The organism is Amycolatopsis sp. A1MSW2902 (assembly GCF_017312175.1).
GTDB lineage: Bacteria > Actinomycetota > Actinomycetes > Mycobacteriales > Pseudonocardiaceae > Amycolatopsis > Amycolatopsis nivea.
The window spans coordinates 1,169,779-1,191,196 of record NZ_QJPO01000001.1 but is presented as its reverse complement, the minus strand read 5'-3'; the positions used below and the strand labels follow the sequence as shown (position 1 = coordinate 1,191,196).

General features: G+C 69.8%; 15 protein-coding genes. 10 read left to right on the top strand and 5 right to left on the bottom strand.

What is annotated here, in order from left to right:
- Positions 1–24 precede the first annotated feature (24 nt).
- Entirely contained in the window at positions 25–1,893 is a 1,869-nt protein-coding gene (locus DMP23_RS05515; RefSeq protein ID WP_337820343.1) for a GNAT family N-acetyltransferase, read from the top strand.
- Here DMP23_RS05515 and def read toward each other — a convergent pair.
- From def to DMP23_RS05500, 3 genes are all read right to left on the bottom strand, one after another.
- Complete coding sequence (gene def, locus DMP23_RS05510) at positions 1,826–2,326, bottom strand: peptide deformylase (protein ID WP_037809726.1); 501 nt, start codon at positions 2,324–2,326, stop codon at positions 1,826–1,828. The two genes, DMP23_RS05515 and def, sit on opposite strands and share 68 nt — an antisense overlap.
- A 159-nt stretch (positions 2,327–2,485) precedes the next feature.
- A complete protein-coding gene (locus DMP23_RS05505; protein WP_443111249.1) occupies positions 2,486–7,147 on the bottom strand; it encodes an ATP-dependent helicase in 4,662 nt (1,553 codons plus the stop codon).
- Positions 7,148–7,225: 78 nt separating this feature from the next.
- Complete coding sequence (locus tag DMP23_RS05500; RefSeq protein ID WP_337820342.1) at positions 7,226–8,431, bottom strand: hypothetical protein; 1,206 nt, start codon at positions 8,429–8,431, stop codon at positions 7,226–7,228.
- A 141-nt stretch (positions 8,432–8,572) separates the two neighbouring features.
- Here DMP23_RS05500 and DMP23_RS05495 point away from each other — a divergent pair, with 141 nt between their 5' ends.
- From DMP23_RS05495 to DMP23_RS05480, 4 genes are all read left to right on the top strand, one after another.
- Entirely contained in the window at positions 8,573–10,402 is a 1,830-nt protein-coding gene (locus tag DMP23_RS05495) for an Hsp70 family protein (RefSeq protein ID WP_043829013.1), read from the top strand.
- A gap of 34 nt (positions 10,403–10,436) precedes the next feature.
- A complete protein-coding gene (locus tag DMP23_RS05490; protein WP_037809733.1) occupies positions 10,437–10,631 on the top strand; it encodes a DUF3046 domain-containing protein in 195 nt (64 codons plus the stop codon).
- Positions 10,632–10,878: 247 nt separating this feature from the next.
- Positions 10,879–11,922: a recombinase RecA gene (gene recA / locus DMP23_RS05485; RefSeq protein WP_037809735.1), complete on the top strand. Its 1,044-nt coding sequence runs from the start codon at positions 10,879–10,881 to the stop codon at positions 11,920–11,922.
- A 582-nt stretch (positions 11,923–12,504) separates the two neighbouring features.
- Positions 12,505–13,023 (top strand): regulatory protein RecX, encoded by a 519-nt coding sequence (locus DMP23_RS05480; protein ID WP_337824365.1) that lies wholly within the window; start codon positions 12,505–12,507, stop codon positions 13,021–13,023.
- A 63-nt stretch (positions 13,024–13,086) separates the two neighbouring features.
- Here the strand turns inward: DMP23_RS05480 and eda are convergent, their stop codons facing one another.
- Entirely contained in the window at positions 13,087–13,710 is a 624-nt protein-coding gene (gene eda, locus DMP23_RS05475; protein WP_337820341.1) for a bifunctional 4-hydroxy-2-oxoglutarate aldolase/2-dehydro-3-deoxy-phosphogluconate aldolase, read from the bottom strand.
- Positions 13,707–15,647, bottom strand: a complete 1,941-nt coding sequence (gene edd, locus DMP23_RS05470) for a phosphogluconate dehydratase (RefSeq protein WP_337820340.1) — start codon at positions 15,645–15,647, stop codon at positions 13,707–13,709. Before edd ends, eda begins: the two co-directional genes overlap by 4 nt.
- A 288-nt stretch (positions 15,648–15,935) precedes the next feature.
- Between edd and DMP23_RS05465 the strand changes: the two genes are divergently transcribed.
- The 5 genes from DMP23_RS05465 to DMP23_RS05445 all read left to right on the top strand — a co-directional run bounded on the left by DMP23_RS05465 (position 15,936) and on the right by DMP23_RS05445 (position 20,929).
- Positions 15,936–16,835, top strand: coding sequence for a helix-turn-helix domain-containing protein (locus DMP23_RS05465; RefSeq protein ID WP_337820339.1), 900 nt, complete (start codon positions 15,936–15,938; stop codon positions 16,833–16,835).
- Positions 16,836–17,090: 255 nt separating this feature from the next.
- Positions 17,091–17,378: a hypothetical protein gene (locus DMP23_RS05460; protein ID WP_037809740.1), complete on the top strand. Its 288-nt coding sequence runs from the start codon at positions 17,091–17,093 to the stop codon at positions 17,376–17,378.
- Positions 17,375–18,205, top strand: a complete 831-nt coding sequence (locus tag DMP23_RS05455) for a hypothetical protein (protein ID WP_037809742.1) — start codon at positions 17,375–17,377, stop codon at positions 18,203–18,205. Before DMP23_RS05460 ends, DMP23_RS05455 begins: the two co-directional genes overlap by 4 nt.
- Positions 18,206–18,263: 58 nt before the next feature.
- Positions 18,264–20,180 (top strand): fumarate reductase/succinate dehydrogenase flavoprotein subunit, encoded by a 1,917-nt coding sequence (locus DMP23_RS05450; protein ID WP_275291452.1) that lies wholly within the window; start codon positions 18,264–18,266, stop codon positions 20,178–20,180.
- Positions 20,177–20,929, top strand: coding sequence for a succinate dehydrogenase/fumarate reductase iron-sulfur subunit (locus DMP23_RS05445; RefSeq protein WP_337820338.1), 753 nt, complete (start codon positions 20,177–20,179; stop codon positions 20,927–20,929). Before DMP23_RS05450 ends, DMP23_RS05445 begins: the two co-directional genes overlap by 4 nt.
- The last annotated feature ends 489 nt before the right edge of the window (positions 20,930–21,418 follow it).

Here is a 21,418-nt window from a genome sequence, read left to right as displayed (position 1 = left end):
ACGTACGTCGGCGACCGTACGTCCATGGACACGCCCTCCACCCCCCGCAGCCTCCTCGCGAACACAATCCCCGCGCACCCGTCAAACCACCGCCACCCCAACGAGAACCTCGCGCCAGCACAAGCCTGGCGAGTACGCGTCCGCTCCGACGCCCACCCCGGCACCCTGGCCCGCTTCGCAATCCGCCTGGCCGACCTCGAATGCAGCATCCTCGGCCTGACCAGACACCCAGCCCCCGGCGGCGTCCTGGACGAATTCGTCCTGCGCCCAGCAGCAGGCTTGCCCCAGCACCTCCTGATAGACGCCCTCCGCGACGAAGGCGGCGATTGCCTGGGGATGACCGAAACCACCATCCCGGACGTCCGCGCCTCAGCTGCCACCACGCGCGCCGCCGAGGATCCGATCGCCGACGCCGCCCGAGAACTCCTCACCCCCATCGCGGAATCACCGTCCCCTGAATTGCCGACGACCGCTGACATCCGGAAACGCCCTGCACTGGCGACACGCCTCAAGCCTTCTTCGCCGCCATTCGACGCCCCAGCAACTGTTGATACGGAGACCCGCGCCGCGAAGCGGCCACTCGACGCTCCGACAGCGACTGATCGACAGGCAACTTCTAGAACTGATGTCGGAAGATTCGATGCTCCCGTGACACGCGTTGAGCCGTCTTCAGGGCCACTCGACGCACCGGCAACTGCTGATCGGGAGGCCACCTCCGACACCGGGCAACGCAATGCTCAGGCGGCATCTGCGTCCCGCGCCGGTGGGAAGCTGCCCACTGACGCTTCCGCGTGCGAACTCCGCGCTCCTTCAGTCGCGACGGCCATAGATCAAGAAACTGCTTCTGGACTCGATGCCGGAGCACTCCGTGTTCCGGCGACCACTGCGCTTCCCGTCGCGGGCGAGCTGTGCATCGGGGCCGACGCCCGGGAATCGTCCACTCCTGCAGCAACTTCCAGCACCGCCGACGACACGGCGGTCACCGAAGCAATTGCCAATGCCGTCGGGCGAGCGACGATTGCCGAAACTACCGTTCGCGGACTTCGCGACTCAGCCGCGACAGCGCTCGTCGCCGCTCGGCGGGCGATCGTTGATCCGGATTGCCGCGCTCCGATGTTGCGAATGGTGCTGTCCGCGGATCTCGTGACGCTCGTCCCGATGAGCGAGGCCAACCCTGGACGCACCGAAGGCGGCCACCGGGCGGTATTCGCCTTTGGGGAAGGGCAGGCGTTTGTCGCCCGGCGGCGATGGGTGGCATTCGCTGAACCCGAACTTGCCCAGGCCGCAGCCTTCCTGGAACTGCTCGCCGCGGCGGAGCAGAATCTGGCCGGTCCGGCGGTGCTCGACCGTCCGGACGGGGCGGCGGTCGTTCTGCGCCTCGGTACTCCGCGCGACACCGACGCGATCGGTGCGGTGCATCTTCGCTGCTCGGCGAAGACGTTGTTCAACCGCTACCACACAGGGCTGAGCACGGTTCCCCGGAAATGGCTGCACCGCTTGCTCATGCCACCGCGCGGAACCAGCTTGCTCGCGGTGTGCGGCCGGGACGTGATCGGGTTCGGGCAGCTGATTTCCCAGCGCGACGGTACGGCCGAGGTATCGCTTCTCGTCGAGGATGCCTGGCAGCGCCAAGGAATCGGCACGGCGTTGCTCGCTCGGCTGGTCGCCCTCGCCGGAGCCGACGGGATCACGGAACTGACTGCGGTCCGTCTTCCGGGAAACGACGCGATGGCCCGGACCGCTGTTCGTGCCGGATTACGGGTCGAAACCAGTCCGGACGACGGCACGGTGCTGCGGCTCGTCGCCGACCGGACGTCGCGGACGGTCAGCGGTTCCAGAACCAGTCTTTGCCCCGCGCCTCGCGCAGCGCCTGCTTCTTCCGGTCGGGAGTGAGCCGGTCGAGGTAGAGCTTGCCGTCGAGGTGGTCGGTTTCGTGCTGGAGACACTGGGCCAGCACGTCGACGCCCTCGACCTCGATCGGCTCGTTGCGCAGGTCGACGCCGCGCACCACGGCGTGCTTCGCGCGGACCGTCGGGAACCACAGTTCCGGCACCGACAGGCAGCCCTCGCCGATTTCGTGCGTTTCCTCGGACAGGTGGGCGATCTCCGGGTTGATGACGTATCCGGTCAGCCCGCCGACGTCGTAGCTGAACACCCGCAGCCCGACCCCGATCTGCGGCGCGGCGAGCCCTGCCCGGCCCTCCGGCTGCACGCTGTCGAGGAGGTCCTTCACCAGCGCCTCGATCTTGCTGTCGAACGTGGTCACCGGGTCGCACACGGACTTGAGCACCGGGTCACCGAAGTAGCGCAACTCGCGCATCGCCATGATCGAACGTCCTTTTGTCCACCGAGGGGCCACGAGAAGTCTAGTGACACCACCTGCTTCGCCGACGCGGGTCCACCAGGCAAGCCCGACGGCACCGCCCGCACGGCGAGCCACAGGCCGCACCCGCTCGCGCCTCGGCCGAGCAGCACGGGGCAAGGATCAAGCTCTCAAACGGAGTCCCTTCGGCGTCGCGCGGAAGCCGGCCTCCTGCAGGATCTCGGCTAGCTCCGAGGTCAGCGCGTGTTCTCCGTCCGCGCGCTGGACGGCCAGCTGGCCCAGCCAGCCTTCTCGGACCGCGGTCGACAACGCGGCCGCGGCGGCTTGCAGTGAGCTGCGTTCCTCGGTGAAGCTCAGCAACGAGCGGCCGCCGCGTTCGACGTACAGGGCTGGGATTCCGTCGACCAGCACCGCCAGCGCTCCGGCTTTGCGCGCCGGGCGGTGTTTGGTGTCGCCTGTCGCGGCGGGCCAGGACAGAGCCGCGCCGTACGGCTGTGCTGGATCCGCGGCGGCGAGCACCACGGCACGCGTGTTGTCATTCCGGGCTGCTGAGGCGGGCGCGGTGCTGGAGAGCGCCCGCAGCCGGTCGACCGCGCCCTTCGCGGCGAACTGTGCGGCACCGAGACCTTCGACGACATAGCCGCGGATGACCTGCCCGGTATCCTCCATGCCGCGCAACACCTTGTAGATCCCGGAAAACCCGCCGGTGACCCGTTCGGTGTCGAGCGCGCCTCGGGTGAGGACGCCGTGCCGTTCCAGGAATGCCTCGGTGCGGGCATGTGCGCGGCGGGTCGGGTCGGCTTCGCGAGGCGGGGTCAGCGCCCAACGGCCGGCCGCGGTCGGCGGCCCCGTGCGCGACGGCATCGCCGGACGGCCGGCGCGCATACGGGCGTAGCGGCCGCGTGGCGCCTGCCGCCGGGGTTTGTGCGCGCCGTGCCCGGCGACCTGCGCGCGCAGCGGCGCGAGCGTGTCGCCGGTGACCAGCCCGGCCCACACCAGATCCCACAGCGCGGCCACCACGGCACCGTCGTCCGGCGGCTGCTCCAGACCCGGCGTGACCCGGTCGACGAGCTGGCGGAAGAACAACGCTCCGCCTTCCAGCGCCGTCACGATCGCGTCGTGCAGCGGACTCGTCGGCGGATTCTCCTCGACCTCGGGCAGCAGCAGATCCGCGACGTCCGACGGAGCGAGCGCCAGCCACCCGTCCCCGCCGGAGAGCGAACCGCAGCCTGCCCACGTGACCTCGCCCGCGGTGGTGAGTTCGTCGAGCAGCGCGGGGGAGTAGCCCGGCAACCGGCTCGGCAGGATCAGCGACTCGACCGCGCTCGCCGGCAACGGTGCACCGGCAAGCTGTTCGACCACCGACAGCACGTCGTCGGCCGTCGGCGCGGACCGCAGCCGCGCGCCGATTCCGTGCCACGACGGCAAGAACCGGCCCAGCGCCGCCGGCTCCACGGGCTCGACCTCTGCCCGCAGCCGGGCGAGCGACGCGCGCCGCAACCGCCGCAGCACGGCCGCGTCGCAGTATTCGACGCCCACGCCATGGGTTTCCGGATGCCCGACCGGACTCAGCTCGCCGCGGACCAGCCTGCCTTCACCGGTGAGCCGGTCGAGCACGCCGGTGACGACCGCTGAACCCAACCCGAACCGATCCGCAGCGGCCGTCGCGGAGAACGGGCCGCGGGTCCGCGCGTAGCGGCCGAGCAGGTCGCCCAGCGGATCCGCCACCGGCTCGGTGAACGCCTCGGGCACGCCGACCGGAAGCGCGACGCCCAGCGCGTCCCGCACCCGTCCGGCGTCCTCGATGGCCAGATACCGCTCCTCGCCGCCGATGCGCACCTGGATCGCCCGCCGTGCCGAGGCGAGTTCTTCCAGCCACTCCGGCTGAATCCCGCGTTCCGCGGCTTCGGCGACGGACAGATCGCCGAGGAACCGCAGCAGGTCGGCCGCGTCCTCCGCCGACCGGGCGTGCCTATCTGGTTCGAGCCGCTGCAACGACCGTTCGACCTCGGCCACGGCTTCCGGATCGAGCAACTCGCGAATTGCTTCCGTGCCCAGCAATTCGGCCAGCAGGGCGGAATCCAGCGACAGCGCCGCCGCTCGCCGTTCGGCCAGCGGAGCATCCGTCTCGTACAGGAACATCCCGACGTACCCGAACAACAGGCTTCGGGCGAACGGCGACGCGGCAGGCGTCTCCACCTCGACCAGCCGCACCTTGCGCGCTCGGACGTCCGACATCAGCTCCCGCAGCCCGCCGACGTCGTAGACGTCCTGCAGAACCTCGCGCATCGCCTCCAACACGACCGGGAACCGCTCGTACTTCGCCGCCACCGACAACAGTTGCGACGCCCGTTGCCGTTGCTGCCACAACGGTGTGCGCCGCCGCGGGTCTCGGCGCGGCAGCAAGAGCGAGCGTGCCGCGCACTCCCGGAACCGCGCCGCGAAGACCGCCGAGCCGCCGACCTCCGCCACGATCAGCTGCTCGACCTCCTCCGGATCCAGCAGGACGTCGTCGGCGGTGATGGTGACCTCGCCGCCGTCGGCATCGAGCGCGTCGGGCAGCCGCAGCACGATGCCGTCGTCGGAGTGCGCCACCTGGGCGTCGACGCCGCGGTTTTCCCGCAGCCGGGCAGCGATCGCGAGCGCCCACGGAGCGTTCACCTGCGCGCCGAACGGCGAGTGCAGCACGATCCGCCAGTCGCCCAGTTCGTCGCGGTAGCGCTCGAGCAGGATGACGCGGTCGTTGGGCACGTGCCGGGTCGCCGACTTCTGTTCTTCCAGGTACGCCAGCAGGTTGTCGCAGGCGCGCTGGTCGAGCCCGGCCGCGGCGGCCCGGTCCCGCGCCGTCGCGGTGTCCGAAGTGGACAGTTCGCGGACGAACGCGCCGAGCGCCCGCCCCAGTTCCAGCGGACGGCCGGCGGCGTCGCCCTTCCAGAACGGCATCCGGGCGGGCTGGCCCGGAGCGGGCACGACGATCACCCGGTCATGGGTGATGTCGGTGATCCGCCACGACGAGGTGCCGAGCAGGATCGTGTCGCCGACCCGCGATTCGTACACCATCTCCTCGTCGAACTCGCCCACGCGCGAGCCGGGTTTGCCCTCGTCGCCCGGCGTCATCACGGTGAACAGCCCGCGGTCGGGGATCGTGCCGCCGGACGTGACCGCCAGCCGCTGCGAACCCGGCCGCCCGCGCAGTTCGCCGCCGACCCGGTCCCACGTGATCCGCGCCCGCAGTTCGCCGAATTCCTCGCTCGGGTAGCGGCCGGCGAGCATGTCGAGCACCGCGTGCAGCGCGTCGTCCGGCAGCGAGCTGAACGGAGCCGCCCGCCGGACGAGCGCCGCCAGCTCCGGCACCGTCCACGGTTCGAGCGCCGCCATCGCGACAACGTGCTGGGCCAGCACGTCGAGCGGGTTGCGCGGGTACCGCACCGCCTCGATCGCCCCGGTCGCCATCCGTTCCGCGACGACGGCGCACGACACCAGATCGCCGCGGAACTTCGGGAACATCACGCCGGACGACACCGCGCCGACCTGGTGCCCGGCCCGGCCGACGCGCTGCAGCCCGGACGCCACCGTGGGCGGAGCCTCGATCTGCACGACCAGGTCCACCGCGCCCATGTCGATGCCGAGTTCGAGCGACGACGTGGCCACCACGCACGGCAGCCGCCCGGACTTCAGTTCTTCTTCGACATGGGTGCGCTGCTCGCGGGACATCGACCCGTGGTGCGCCCGCGCGATGACCGGCTCCGCACCCGTCGTGACGCCGGACTGCCCGACCGCCTCCGCCGGGAACGCGTCGCTCCGGGACAGACCGGTCTGCTCGGACGCGAGTTCGTTGAGCCGCGCGGTGAGCCGTTCGGTGAGCCGCCGCGAGTTGCCGAACACGATGGTGGAGCGGTGCGCGCGGATCAGCTCCAGCACCCGTTCCTCGACCGCGGGCCAGATCGACGGCCGCTGCACCGCCGCGCCGGCCACTTCTTCCTGGGTGCCGATCCCACCCTCCGACGGCAACTGCGACAGCGACGTGAGGTCGTCGAGCCGCTCCAGCGGCGAAGGCGCTGGACCGTCGAGGTTCGCCATGTCCTCGACGGGCACCTCCACCCGCACCTGGATCGTCTTCGCGAGCTTCGGCTGCACGACCGTGACCGGACGGCCGCCGGCGAGGAACGCGCTGACCTCGTCGACCGGCCGCACGGTGGCCGACAATCCGATGCGCTGAGCCGGTTTGGGCAGCAGCGCGTCGAGCCGTTCCAGCGACAACGCCAGGTGCGCGCCGCGTTTGCCGCCCGCGACGGCGTGCACCTCGTCGACGATGACCGTCTCGACGCCCTTCAGCGATTCCCGCGCCGAGGACGTGAGGATGAGAAACAGCGACTCCGGCGTGGTGACCAGCACGTCCGGCGGGGTTTTCCCGAACGACCGGCGCTCCGCCGCCGTGGTGTCGCCGGTGCGCATGCCGACCTCGATCTCCGGCACGGGCAGGCCGAGCCGGTGCGCGGCCTGGGAGATGCCCGCCAGCGGCGCGCGCAGGTTGCGCTGCACGTCGACCGCCAGCGCCTTCAGCGGCGAGACGTACAGGATCCGGCACCGCTCGCGCGGGTTCGCCGGCGGCGGTTCCGCCGCCAGCCGGTCGAGTGCCCACAGGAACGCGGACAGCGTCTTGCCGGACCCGGTGGGCGCCACGACCAGGGCGTGCTGCCCGGCGTGTGCGGCCCGCCAGGCCCCTTCCTGCGCGGCCGTCGGGGCGGCGAAGGCTCCGGCGAACCAGGTGCTGGTCGCCGGGGAGAAGAGGTCGAGGACGTCGTTTGCCACGGGATCCATCATGCGCGGCGCCCCCGACAATTTCCGGGGCCTCGGCAGCGGACCTCGTGCCGGATCCCCTCGTGTGGGTGACCGATCGGCTTAGATCGCGTACTTCCACACGGTCAGCGAATAAGCCGAATACCAGGCCCCGACCAGCACGAACACGGTCGCCGCGGCGATCATCGTGGACTTCTTGCGACCGGCCAGCCCCATCGCGACGGGCAGCAGGAGCGCGAAGTCGGGGAGGACGAACCTCGACTTCAGGGCAGGCAGCCCGGCACTGCACAGGACCAGCACCAGGACACCCACCGCGTACGCGGCCAGCGGCCACGGCATCCGGCGGCCGGTGACGCAGACAACCGCGAGCGCGATCGCCGCGACCATCACCAGCACGACGAGCGTTTCCCACGCGTTGCCCGAGGTGAAAAGCGTCTGCGTGATCCACTGCCAGGCTTCGGCCCCGGCGTCGAAACGCGTGTTCCAGCCGCGCAGCTCCACGTCCTGCCAGCCGGTCACGCTGCCGGTCTGCACCGCGACGAACAGCCAGTACCCGAGCAGGCCGAGCGGCGCGACGAAGACGCACACGAGCGCGTTCCACCGCTGTCTGTTCCGCCACACGTCGACGGCCGCGGCGATCACCACGACGGCGACCAGCACGCACGCGGTGGAGCGGGTGAGCCCGGCGAACAGCGTCGCGGTCGCGGCGAGATACCACCTGCGTTCGAGCACGCCGACCAGCGCCCACGCGGCGAGCGCGGTGAAAAGCGCCTCGGTCATCACCATGCTCTCGGCGATCGCCATCGGCGCGGCGCCCCACAACACCGCGAGCAGCAGCCCCGCCCGCTGGCTGTGGACGAGCCGGCCGATCCGGTACATCGCCGTCGCCGCCGCGATTCCGGCGAGCGTCGACACCAGGAGGCCCGCTCCGTAGTACGTCACCCCGGGCAGCTTCTCGAACAGCCCGGTCAGCGCCGGATACAACGGGAAGTAGCCGTACGACGCGTCGGGATACGGCAGCCCGGCGGCGTCGAGCGGATTGCTCACGCCGGTGTAGCTGTGCTCCGCGATCTGCAGGTACCACCAGCCGTCCCAGGCCTTCAGCCGCTCGCCGAACGGCAGGTCCCGGGGCGCGGCCATCGCCGCGAGCGCGCCGAGGCCGACCAGCCGCACCACGAGGTACAGCACCGCCGCGTGCAGGTAGCCGGAGCTGCTCCATCTGCCCGCCGCGACCCGCAACGAGCGCGCCGGACCGTCCGCTGCCCGTTCGAACTGCTCCCGGCGGGTCTTGTCCACTAGCTCTGTCATTGCCTCCCCGTCCTCGGAAGACGAGACGTTCCGTTGTTCCCCGGGGTTGCGCGCGTCGCGAGTTTCGCGGGTCCGCACGCACGGTGACCGGGCACGTGGCAGCATCTCCGCCAGCGCTGCTTGAGTCGAGGGGAAATTACTGTGCGGATCCTGTCGGTGGACCTCGGGACGTCCAACACCGTTGCCGTCCTTTCCGCGCACGGCAGGCCGCCACGCGTCGTCGAGGTCGACGGGTCGGCCAACATGCCCTCCGCGGTGTTCGCCGGGGAAGACGGCACGCTCATGGTCGGCCGGGACGCCGAACGTCGTGCGCGGCTCGACCCGACACGGTTCGAGCCCAACCCTAAACGGCGCATCGACGAGCAGACGCTGCTGCTCGGCACAGACGTCGTGCCGGTCAACGAAGCGCTCGCCGCGATCCTGCGCAGGGTGCTCGACGAGACCACGCGCCAGCTCGGCGGCGAACAGCCGGACGAGGTCCGGCTCACCCACCCCGCGCAGTGGGGTCCGGTGCGCCGCAACGTGCTGCTGAGCGCGGCGCGGCTCGCGGGCATCCGCGGAAACGTCATCCTCGTGCCGGAGCCCGTCGCGGCCGCGGCGCACTTCGCGTCGTTCCCTGAGCGCGCGTTGGCTCCAGGGCAGGCTCTCGCGGTGTACGACCTCGGCGCGGGCACGTTCGACGTCGCAGTCGTCGGCGCGAACCAGAACGGCTACACAGTGCTCGCCGAGGACGGCCTGCCCGACCTCGGCGGCCTCGACGTCGACCAGGCGCTGATGGTCCACGTAGGACGTGAGGTGTCCCACTCGGACCCGCAGCGCTGGCAGCGGCTGCTTCGCCCCGAGTCCACTGCGGACCGGCGTACGCGACGCGCGCTGCAAGAAGACGTGAAGGCCGCGAAGGAGGCACTGTCTCGGCATCCGCAGACAGAGGTGCCGATGCCGGAGCCGTTCAAGGACGTGCTCGTCACGCGCGGAGAGCTCGAAGGCTTGGTGCGTCCGGCAATGCTGCGCAGCGTGGAGCTGCTTTCGCGGACACTGCGTTCGGCTGGGCTGACCTCGGAGCGTCTCGTCGGCATCTACCTCGTCGGCGGTTCGAGCCGGTTGCCGCTGGTCGGGTCGATGATCGCGGAGAAGCTCGGCGTCGTCCCCACGAGTCTTGACCAGCCCGAGACGGCCGTCGCCCTGGGTGCACAGCACGTCGCTAAAGACGGACTGTCGATGCGTACGCAGAACGTCGAGGGCCAGGTGGCGTCAGGTGCGCCGTACGCGCCGCCTGCCGCGCCCCAGGGCGGCTACCCGGCGTACTCGCCGACGCAGCCACAGCAGATGCCGCCGTTCCAGCCTTCGCCGGCACCGTCCAACTTCCCGACGTACACGCCCGCTAAGCCGGAGAAGAAGAGCCGCACCAAGCTGTGGATCGGCATCGCGGCAGCTGTGGTGGTCGTGCTCGCCGCGGGGTTGACCGTGTTCCTGACAACACAGGGCTCGTCAGTGAAGACGTACACCGCCGACGAGTGCCGTACGCCGGGGCAAGCCGACTCGTCCGGACTGACCGGCTGCATGCGTCAGCTCGCCGGCAAGGTCGCTGACAACGGCGGCTGTGCTCCCGGCATGGGCAACGGCCCCGCCGCGCCGGCGAAGAGCCTCGGGACCGCGTCGACGTGCGCCGCGCCGGGGCGCGCGGGCACTCAGGTGACGTACGTGCAGGGACAGTCGGCAGCGGAGCTGAAGCAGTACACCGACGGACTGCTCTCCTCCGCGGGCGGCGACCGCACCGAAGCGGACTGGAAGGGCAACGCGCTCGAAGGGCACTACGCGGCGGCGGCCGGGCAGTCGTCGGCGGTCCTCGTGTTCACCGTGAAGGACCGGCCCCTCGTCGGGTTCCTCTACCAGGTGAATTCCGGCGGGCAGGCGGCCACGCCGGGCGCACTGGCCGACTACTTCGAGCAGAACGTCCAGCCGGGGGAGTGATCCCCGCCGGAGCGGGAAAGCTAGCATTCGCCCGATGCGTATCACGGTGTTCCGACGGCTGATGGCCGACGAGTTCGGGTCCGGACGCGCCGAGATGCTCGCCAAGGACCACGTGTTCAGCGGGCTCGGCGGGCGCACGGTCGAAGAGGCGCTGAGCGCGGGAACGCCGGCCAAAGAGATCTGGCGAGCGGTCTGCGTCGAGTTCGAGGTGCCGCCGGAACGGCGCTGACCTGCGAGTTCCGGGTCCGGACGCGGAGGAGGGCGAAAACCTCGGCGGATGGGCGTGTCGCTGTAAACCTCGAACACCTGTTCGTCTATGGTGTTGTGCACAACGGGGCCAGCGATCCACAGATCAGTCGCCGCGCCTGGAATTGTCGGTCCCTCCCCGTAGCGTCGGACCGGACAGAGCTTGGACCCCGGACAAGCTTGATCTGGACAACCGAACACACAGGCCCCAACCAGCGAGGTGGACTTCCATGCCAGCAGCACCCGACAAGGACAAGGCGCTCGAGCTCGCCCTTGCGCAGATCGACAAGCAGTACGGCAAGGGCTCGGTGATGCGCCTCGGCGAGGACAACCGCCCGCCCGTCTCCGTCATCCCCACCGGCGCGATCGCCCTCGACGTCGCGCTCGGCATCGGCGGCCTGCCGCGCGGCCGGGTCATCGAGGTCTACGGCCCGGAGTCCTCCGGCAAGACCACGGTCGCCCTGCACGCGGTGGCCAACGCGCAGCGCAACGGCGGCATCGCGGCGTTCATCGACGCGGAGCACGCGCTGGACCCGGAGTACGCCAGGAAGCTCGGCGTGGACACCGACGCGCTGCTCGTCTCCCAGCCGGACACCGGCGAGCAGGCGCTGGAGATCGCGGACATGCTGATCCGCTCCGGCGCGCTCGACATCCTGGTCATCGACTCCGTGGCCGCGCTCGTGCCGCGCGCCGAGATCGAGGGCGAGATGGGCGACTCGCACGTCGGCCTCCAGGCTCGCCTGATGAGCCAGGCGCTGCGCAAGATGACCGGTGCGATGAACAACTCCGGCACCACGGCGATCTTCATCAACCAGTTGCGCGAGAAGATCGGCGTCATGTTCGGCTCGCCGGAGACCACCACGGGCGGCAAGGCGCTGAAGTTCTACGCCTCGGTCCGCCTCGACGTCCGCCGCATCGAAACGCTCAAGGACGGCGGCGAGCCGGTCGGCAACCGCACCCGCGTCAAGGTCGTCAAGAACAAGATGGCCCCGCCCTTCAAGCAGGCCGAGTTCGACATCCTCTACGGCGTGGGCGTCTCCCGCGAGGGCTCGCTCATCGACATGGGCGTCGACCAGGGCATCCTGCGCAAGTCGGGTGCCTGGTACACGTACGAGGGCGACCAGCTCGGCCAGGGCAAGGAGAACGCGCGGAAGTTCCTGCGCGACAACCCGGACATCGCCAACGAGATAGAGAAGCGCATCAAGGAGAAGCTCAACATCGGTCCGCAGGTCGATGCCGAAGCCGAGGCAGCGCCCGCGCCGGTCGACTTCTGATCCGGGGAGGGGAGGGGATCGGCAGGTTCCCTCCCCGGTGCTCGGGCCGCGCACCGGTCCGCCGCTGAAACCGGGGACCAGCGCGGTTTCGCCGCGACGGGATCTTCGGGCGCGACGGTGTTCCGGATGCGCAGGTGTGCCCTTGCCCGGCGGTTCTCCGGCTGGGTGTGCGGCGGCGACTGGGTGCGGCCATTTCCGGCCGGGTGTGAGGCGGCTGGGCGCGAGGTGGCTGGGTGCGGCTATCTCCGGCTGGGTGCGGCCAGTGGGTCGTGCGGGGATTGCGGCCGGAATCTCTGCCGGTGCGGTGGGGATCTCCCGGGTACGGCGTGCTCGGCCGGTCTGAAGCGGTGCGCGCGGGCAAGCTCCGCGGGTGAGCGCTGGCCGTTGTGACGAGCATCGGTGCGGGTTCTTGCCCGAGCCGGTGCGAGTTCCGGCGGCTGCGCTTCGGTCGGCGGGTGGCGAACCGTGCGAATCGCGGTGTTCGGCACCGGGAAACTGGTGTTGAGGTGGAGGTGCCGTCGTCCGAGGGCGGCACCGTGAACAAGGAGTGTGGTCGTGGCCAGGGCGCCGAAGGTCGAGCCGATGGAGTTGCCTCCGGAGGAACGGGCGAAGAAGGCCAAGGAGATCTGCTTCGACCTCCTCGCCGCCCGGCCGAGGGCGGTCGAGGAGCTGCGACAGACGTTGCAGCGCAAGGGTTTCGACAGCGACACCGTGGAAACGCTGCTCGGCAAGCTCGACCGTGCCGGTCTCGTCAACGATGCCGAGTTCGCCGAAACCTGGGTCCGCGACCGGCACGCCAACCAAGGGCTGTCGCGTACCGCGCTCGTCGCGGAGCTGCGGCGCAAGGGCGTCGACGACGAGATCGCGGCGCAAGCGGCGGAGGAAGTCGACCGGGAAGCCGAGGAACAGCGTGCCCGCGAACTGGTGCGCAAACGGCTCAGGTCGCTCGGGAACGTCGACGAGCAGACCGCGATCCGCCGGCTGCTCGGGTTCCTCGCGCGCAAGGGCTATCCGCAAGGGCTGGCGTACACGGTGATCCGCGACGAACTTCGCGAGTTCGGGGCGGAATCCAGCATGCTGGACGACGTGCCGGTCGACTGATCGCCTGGCGGTACGAAGAAACCCGCCGCCTCCGGTACGGAGACGACGGGTTTCCGGAAGGGCTCAGCGCAGCGCGGCGGCTTCGGCGGCCAGCTTCTCGACGGCGGCGAAGTCCTTGGCCGCCAACAGCTTCGCGGGCGTCAGCCACGAGCCGCCGATGCAGCCGACGTTCGGCAGCGCCAGGTACGACGGGGCCGACGACACCGTGATCCCGCCGGTCGGGCAGAACTGCAGCTCCGGCAGCGGTCCGGCGATCGACTTCAGGAACGCCGCGCCCCCGCTGGCCTCCGCCGGGAAGAACTTCAGCGCGCTCAGCCCGCGTTCGGCCAGCCGCATCGCCTCCGACACCGTGGCCGCGCCCGGCAGGAACGGCAGCCCGGTGGCGAACGCGGCGTCCAGCACCGAATCCGTGCAGCCCGGCGTCACCAGGAACTTCGCGCCCGCGTCGGCGGCCTGCTTCGCCTGCTCCGGCGACGTCACCGTGCCGGCGCCCACGACGATGTCCGGCACCTCCGCGGCCACCCGCTCGATCGCGGTCAGCGCGACCGGCGTGCGCAGCGTCAGCTCGATCACCCCGATCCCGCCGGCGAGCAGGGCGCGGGCCGTCGGCACCGCGTCGTCGACGTCGTCGATCACCACGACGGGCATCACAGGGGACAGGGCGAGCAGGTCCGTGCCGGTGGTCACTGACCGACCTCCTGGGTCTGGAGAGCATACGAGGACTCGCCCATTGTCCCGCTTCCGAATGGCGGAACGCCCCGGGCGAGGTCCAGCTCCGGAGTGAGCGCCCCGAACACGCTCGCGCCCTGGTCAGCCGGGCCGACCGCACGCCGCAACGCCCCGAACAGCTCCCGCCCGGTTCCGCTCCACGCGGCCTCCGACGGCGGGGCGTCCGCCAGGTCGCGGCGCGCCAGTTCGTCGTCCGCGATCAGCACGTCCAGGCTTCCGGACCGCGCGTCGAACCGGACCACGTCGCCGTCGGCGATCCGGGCGATCGGCCCGCCCACCGCGGCCTCCGGTGTCACCTGAATCGCGGCCGGCACCTTGCCCGACGCACCCGACATCCGCCCGTCGGTGAGCAGCGCGACCCGGAAACCCCGGTCCATCAACACTCCCAACGCCGGCGTCAGACCGTGCAGCTCCGGCATGCCGTTCGCCTGCGGACCCTGCTGACGCAGCACCACGACCACGTCCCGGTCCAGTTCCCCGGCCTCGAACGCGACCCCGAACGCCTCCTGCGAAGTGAACACCCGCGCCGGCGCCTCCACGACGTGGTGCTCCGGCGCGACCGCCGACACCTTCGTGACCGCTCGGCCCAAGTTTCCTTCCACCATCCGCAGCCCGCCGTCCGGCGCGAACGGCCGCCACACCGGACGCAGCACCTCTTCGTCGAGACTGCGCGTCGGCACGTCACGCCACACCAGCTCGCCGTCCGACAAGATCGGCTCCTGCGTGTACCGGCGCAGCCCGGGACCCGCGACGGTGAGCACGTCCTCGTGCAGCAGGCCCGCGTCGAGCAGCGTGCCGACGAGGAACTGGATGCCGCCCGCCGCGTGGAAGTGGTTGATGTCCGCGCTGCCGTTCGGATACACGCGCGCCAGCAGCGGCACGACCGCGGACAGGTCCGAGAAATCGTCCCAGCTCAGCTGAATCCCGGCCGCCGCGGCGATCGCCACCAAGTGCATCGTGTGGTTCGTCGACCCGCCGGTGGCCAGCAGCGCCACGATGCCGTTCACGAACGCTTTTTCGTCCAGCACCTGCGAAATCGGCGTGTACGCCTCGCCCCGGGACAGTTCGACGACGCGTCGGCCGGCCTCTTCGGTGAGCGCCTGGCGCAACGGCGTGTTCGGCGGCACGAAGCTGGCCCCCGGCAGGTGCAGGCCCATCACCTCGACCACCATCTGGTTCGAGTTGGCGGTGCCGTAGAACGTGCAGGTGCCTGCTGAGTGGTACGACGCGGCTTCCGCGTCGAGCAGGTCCTCCCGCGTCGCGAGCCCCTCCGCGTACAGCTGCCGCACCCGGGCTTTTTCCTTGTTGGGCAAGCCCGAATTCATCGGACCGGCAGGCACGAGCACCGCGGGCAGGTGCCCGAACGACAGCGCGCCGATCAACAGCCCCGGGACGATCTTGTCGCACACGCCCAGCAGCAACGCGGCGTCGAACATGTCGTGGGACAGCGCGATCGCCGTCGCCATCGCGATCACTTCGCGGCTGAACAGCGACAACTCCATGCCCGGCCGGCCCTGCGTGATGCCGTCGCACATCGCGGGTACCCCGCCGGCGAACTGCGCGACACCACCGGCTTCGCGGACCGATTTCTTCAGCCACGCCGGGTATTCCTGCATCGGCTGGTGGGCGGAGAGCATGTCGTTGTAGGAGGACACGATGGCAACGCCGGGCGCGCGCAGCTGGCGCAGTGCCTGCTTGTCGACGCCGTCCATAGCGGCGAATCCGTGTGCGAGGTTGCTGCAAGCGAGGCCGCGGCGGACCGGCCCCTCCTCGAAAGCGGCCGCACTGCGGGCGAGGTACGCCGCCCGCGTGTCCGCACTGCGCTCGGCGATCCGGTCGGTGACGTCGGCAAGCACGCGGTGCACCGCGGCGGTCGGGTTCGGGCTGCTGCTCATCTCAAGCTCCCGGCTCGTGACGGGTTCGCGAGACGGCGGCGCTGGCGTCGCGGGAACGTGACGGTGCACACGGTAACCCGAGAACCCTCCGGAAACAAAATCGATTCAGAAACCCCCTGTGGGGTCGCCGGGAGCGCTGGGCGGGGTGTCCCGCTGTCGACGGGTTCGCTGGCTACTACCGCTGAGCTGGGGATATGCCGCAGCGGAAGGTGGTGTCTGCGGCTGATGACGATCGATAGGTGTCATCAGCGCGAAACAGGCACTATCCGCGGCTGGAGGTGACGGTGGATGCGAGATTCGGAGATGCCCGACCCGAGCGAGCGCGCTTTGGGCATGGCATTGCGGGATGCCCGGCTCGAGGCGTGCTTCGGTTTGCGCGAACTGGGGCGGTGGGTCGGGGTGGACCCGGACCAGCTGTCGAGCTGGGAACTGGGCCAGGAAGTTCCGACGTTGGAGGACGTGGCCGGGGTGCTGGGCGCGCTCGGAGTGGTCGGCGAGAAGAAGTCGCGGATCATGGAATTGGCGCGCGAGGTCGCCGGGGCGAGCTGGATCATGTACGGGTCGCAGGCGGATACGGCGCACTACACGATGGTCGCCGGGCACGAGCGGAACGCCGAGTCGATGACCGTGTGGGCTCCGCTGCAGATCCCGGAGCTGCTGCAAATCCCCGATTACGCGCGGCTGGTGTTCGGTCCGGCCTTGTGGGACAACGAAATCCTGGAACACGTCGTCGAGAATCGCCTGAGCCGCAAGGAGATTCTGTTCGACGCGGAGCCCGCTGAGGTGCAGATTTTCGTCGGGACTGAGGCACTGCGGCAGCACTTCGGAGATGCCGAGGTGATGCTGCGACAGGTGCGGTACCTCATCGAGATTTCGCCGACTGTGAAGATCCGGCTCGTCTCGAGCGAGGCCGTGACGGAGGGCGCGTTCAGCTGGTACCGGCTGTGGGACGCGACGGAAGTCGTGTACTGCCCGCACCAACACGCGGGTGTATTCCTGTCCGGTCGGGAGGCCGCCCCGTACGCGGACGTCATCGAGAGCCTGGCCGAGTCCGCGTTGTCCCCGGAGGATTCACTGCACCATCTGTCGGCCGCGGCTGCCGGTTTCGAGGAGGAGGTGAGGGCCCAGCGGCTCTCGAACGAGACCGGACTGACGAAGCTCCTGACGGGCGAGGATCCGGTTGAATAGCGACTGTCGCTTGGGGTGATCGCCGGATGACTCTCTGTCTGCTGCTGGGCTCGAGCCGTGCGGCTGACGGCCCAGAGGCGGCCCGAAACCCCACTTTCGGCCCCTATCTGGCGATAAACCCCCAGGTCAACCGATACAACATGCCCCGCTCTGGTAAATGTGCTACTTGTCACAGTGCACCGCGCGAGGCAGAGTCGTACTTGGCGACGTTGATCGTCACCCGAACTGCCGGCCCCACCATCAGGGAGGCTTCCGATGTCCACCACAGAGATCGCCGAACTCCGGCGCACCATCGGCCAGTTGCGGCAGTGCGTGGGCGCATTGCGATCGCGCTACGGCGACGCGTCCGCGGTGCGCCGGCTGGCCAACGACGTCGAGCGGCTCGACATCGACACCGCCGATCTGGACGGGCATCCGCCCGCTGTGCCCGCGCAGGCGAAGCCTGTCGAACGCGTGCCTGTCCCGGATACTCCCTACGATCCGGCGCTGTGGAGCGGCGCTGACGACGAAGGTGTCGGTGGCTACAAGCGCGACCAGCGGTGAGCGCCCCCGCTGACAACGACGTCAGCCGCGCCCGCACCGGTGTTCGAGCGCCGGGGCGGGCGCGGCTCGCCGCCCGGACACTGCGGACCGACCGGTGGTGGCTGTCGCCCCTGCTCACTGTGCTGGGGCTGGCCACTTTCGTCGTTTACGCGACAGTCCGGGCATTCGTGCGCACCGCCTACTGGGTGCCCGAATACCACTACCTGACGCCGTTCTACTCGCCCTGCGTGTCCACTTCCTGCGTCCCGGGCTCGAGCCACTTCGGGCACTGGTTCGGCGAGATGCCGTCCTGGCTGCCGCTCGGCGTGCTCGTGCTGCCGTTCCTGCTCGGGTTCCGGTTGACCTGCTACTACTACCGCAAGGCCTACTACCGTTCGGTGTGGTTTTCCCCGCCGGCTTGCGCGGTCGCCGAACCGCACGCGCGCTACACCGGAGAGACGCGGCTGCCGCTGATCGTGCAGAACGTGCACCGGTACTTCTTCTACGTCGCGTGCGTCGTTTCGCTCGTCAACACCTACGACGCCATCGTCGCCTTCCAGAGTCCCACCGGGTTCGGCTTCGGGCTCGGCAACGTGATTCTCGTGCTGAACGTCGTGCTGCTGTGGGCGTACACGCTGTCCTGCCACTCGTGCCGGCACGTCACCGGCGGGCGGCTCAAGCATTTCTCGAAACATCCCGTCCGGTACTGGATCTGGACGCAGGTCACGAAGCTCAACACCCGGCACATGACCCTCGCGTGGACGACGCTCGGCACGCTCGTGCTGACCGACTTCTACGTGATGCTCGTGTCCAGCGGCGCGATCTCGGACCTGCGATTCGTGGGCTGACCCCCGGAAATCCAGCAGCGCAAAGCAGTTCTCCCCAGCTCGTGAGGTGGCTTATTCCATGACCGAGGTCGAACGGCACAGCTACGACGTGGTGGTGATCGGTGCCGGCGGCGCCGGTCTGCGCGCGGTGATCGAAGCGCGCGAACGCGGTTTCAGCGTCGCGGTGGTGTGCAAATCCCTTTTCGGCAAGGCGCACACGGTGATGGCCGAGGGCGGCTGCGCGGCGTCGATGGGCAACGCGAACTCGAACGACAACTGGCAGGTGCACTTCCGCGACACCATGCGCGGCGGGAAATTCCTCAACAACTGGCGGATGGCCGAACTGCACGCCCGGGAAGCGCCGGACCGCGTCTGGGAACTCGAGACGTACGGCGCGCTGTTCGACCGCACCGCGGACGGACGGATCAGCCAGCGCAACTTCGGCGGGCACACGTATCCGCGGCTCGCGCACGTCGGCGACCGGACCGGGCTCGAGCTGATCCGCACGATGCAGCAGAAGATCGTTTCGCTGCAGCAGGAAGACTTCAAGAAGTACGGCGACTACGAAGCGCGGATCAAGGTCTTCGCCGAATGCACGGTCACCGAACTGCTGCTGGACAACGGCGCGATCGCCGGTGCGTTCGGCTACTGGCGCGAGAGCGGCCGGTTCGTGCTGTTCGAGGCGCCCGCGGTGGTGCTCGCGACGGGCGGCATCGGCAAATCGTTCAAGGTGACGTCGAATTCGTGGGAGTACACCGGCGACGGGCACGCGCTGGCGCTGCGCGCCGGTGCGAAGCTGATCAACATGGAGTTCGTGCAGTTCCACCCGACGGGGATGGTCTGGCCGCCGAGCGTCAAGGGCATCCTCGTCACCGAGGGCGTGCGCGGCGACGGCGGGGTGCTCAAGAACTCCGAGGACAAGCGGTTCATGTTCGAGTACGTGCCCGAGGTGTTCAAGGGCCAGTACGCGGACAGCGAGGACGAGGCCGACCGCTGGTACACCGACCAGGAGAGCAACCGCCGCACGCCGGACCTGCTGCCGCGCGACGAGGTGGCGCGGGCGATCAACTCCGAGGTCAAGGAGGGGCGCGGATCCCCGCACGGCGGCGTGTTCCTCGACATCGCGAGCCGGTTGCCCGCCGAGGAGATCCAGCGGCGGCTGCCCTCGATGTACCACCAGTTCAAGGAACTCGCCGACGTCGACATCACCAAGGAGGCCATGGAGGTCGGCCCCACCTGCCACTACGTGATGGGCGGCGTGGAGGTCGACCCGGACACCGGCGCGGCGAGCGTCCCCGGCCTGTTCGCGGCGGGCGAGTGCTCCGGCGGCATGCACGGGTCGAACCGGCTCGGCGGCAACTCGCTGTCCGACCTGCTCGTGTTCGGCCGGCGGGCCGGACTGGGCGCGGCGTCCTATGTGGACGGACTCAAGGACCGGCCCGCGGTCTCGCAGTCCGATGTGGACGCCGCGGCCGCGATGGCGCTCGAACCGTTCAACCCGCCCGCGGACGGCGCGCCGGAGAATCCGTACACGCTGCACACCGAGCTGCAGCAGTCGATGAACGATCTCGTCGGCATCATCCGCAAGGCCGGGGAAATCCGGCAGGCGCTGGACAAACTCGCGGACATCCGCGGCCGGGTCGGTCAGGTGACGGTGGAGGGCCACCGGCAGTTCAACCCCGGCTGGCACCTCGCGCTCGACCTGCGGAACATGCTGCTGGTGAGCGAATGCGTCGCCCGCGCGGCGCTGACCCGCACCGAAAGCCGCGGCGGCCACACCCGCGACGACTATCCGTCCATGGACGCGGAATGGCGGCACCGGCTGCTCGTCTGCTCCGCGCGCCCGGGCGACAACCCGCTCGTGCCGGACGTCGACGTGTCCGTGGAGGAACAGGTGCCGATGCGGCCGGACTTGCTCGAACTGTTCGAACTCGACGAGCTGGGCAAGTACTTCACCGACGGCGAGCTGGAGACCCACCCCGGGAGGACCGCGTGAGCTACCAGGCGAAGTTCCGCGTGTGGCGAAGCGACGCGACTGGCGGCGACCTGCAGGACTTCACCGTGGAGGTGAACGAGGGCGAGGTCGTGCTCGACATCATCCACCGGCTGCAGGCCACCCAGGCCGCCGACCTCGCGGTGCGCTGGAACTGCAAGGCAGGCAAATGCGGCTCCTGCTCGGCGGAAATCAACGGCAGGCCGCGGCTGATGTGCATGACGCGCATGTCGACGTTCACCGAGGCCGAGATCGTGACGGTCACGCCGATGCGCACCTTTCCGGTGATCCGCGACCTCGTGACCGACGTGTCGTTCAACTACACGAAGGCACGCGAGATCCCGTCCTTCACCCCGCCGGAGGGACTCAAGCCCGGCGAGTACCGGATGCAGCAGGTGGACGTCGAGCGCTCGCAGGAATTCCGCAAGTGCATCGAGTGCTACCTGTGCCAGAACACCTGCCACGTCGTGCGCGACCACGAGGAGAACAAGGAGAGCTTCGCCGGGCCGCGCTACCTCATGCGGATCGCCGAACTGGAGATGCATCCGCTGGACGTCGCCGACCGCCGCGACGCCGCCCAGGACGAGCACGGGCTCGGGTTCTGCAACATCACCAAATGCTGCACCGAGGTGTGCCCGGAAGGCATCCACATCACCGACAACGCGCTGATCCCGATGAAGGAACGCGTCGCCGACCGCAAGTACGACCCGATTGTCTGGCTGGGGGACAAGCTGTTCCGCCGTAATCGGTGACGCCCGCTGCCGCGGTGGCCGGGTTCGCGGGCGCGGGCCTGGTGGCGTGACGGCTTGCGGGCTTGTCCCGTTCGCGGGAGGCCAGGGCTGCTTTCGCGGGCGGCGGGCTTGTCGTCCGCGCGGGTCTTCTTGTCCGCGGGCGGCGGGCTTGCTTGGCCACGGCAGCGGCCTTGCCCTCTTGCGGACGGCGGTTCCGCGGGTGTCTGCAGTTGCCGACGGCAGGCTTGCTCGTTCGCAGGCGTCGAGCGGGCGCGGGCACGCGCGGCGCCAGCGGGCTTGCTTTCTCGCGGGTGGTGAGTGGGCGCTGTTGGCGACAGCGGCGTGCTCTCTCGCGGGCGGCGGGCTTGCAACGTTGCCGACGGTGGGCTTGCTTCTCGCCGGGGGGAGTGGGCGCTGTTGGCGACAGCGAGCGTGCTCTCTCGCGGGCGGCGGGCTTGCCAGGTTGGCGACGGCGCGTTTGCGTCTCACAAGCGGTGAACGGGCGCTGTT

Coding starts and splice junctions, on each gene's coding strand:
- DMP23_RS05465 (WP_337820339.1), top strand. CDS start 15,936: ATGCGAGATTCGGAGATGCCCGACCCGAGCGAGCGCGCTTTGGGCATG.
- DMP23_RS05515 (WP_337820343.1), top strand. CDS start 25: ATGGACACGCCCTCCACCCCCCGCAGCCTCCTCGCGAACACAATCCCC.
- edd (WP_337820340.1), bottom strand. CDS start 15,647: ATGAGCAGCAGCCCGAACCCGACCGCCGCGGTGCACCGCGTGCTTGCC.
- DMP23_RS05500 (WP_337820342.1), bottom strand. CDS start 8,431: ATGACAGAGCTAGTGGACAAGACCCGCCGGGAGCAGTTCGAACGGGCA.
- DMP23_RS05505 (WP_443111249.1), bottom strand. CDS start 7,147: ATGATGGATCCCGTGGCAAACGACGTCCTCGACCTCTTCTCCCCGGCG.
- DMP23_RS05480 (WP_337824365.1), top strand. CDS start 12,505: ATGGAGTTGCCTCCGGAGGAACGGGCGAAGAAGGCCAAGGAGATCTGC.
- DMP23_RS05460 (WP_037809740.1), top strand. CDS start 17,091: ATGTCCACCACAGAGATCGCCGAACTCCGGCGCACCATCGGCCAGTTG.
- def (WP_037809726.1), bottom strand. CDS start 2,326: ATGGCGATGCGCGAGTTGCGCTACTTCGGTGACCCGGTGCTCAAGTCC.
- DMP23_RS05490 (WP_037809733.1), top strand. CDS start 10,437: ATGCGTATCACGGTGTTCCGACGGCTGATGGCCGACGAGTTCGGGTCC.
- DMP23_RS05450 (WP_275291452.1), top strand. CDS start 18,264: ATGACCGAGGTCGAACGGCACAGCTACGACGTGGTGGTGATCGGTGCC.
- recA (WP_037809735.1), top strand. CDS start 10,879: ATGCCAGCAGCACCCGACAAGGACAAGGCGCTCGAGCTCGCCCTTGCG.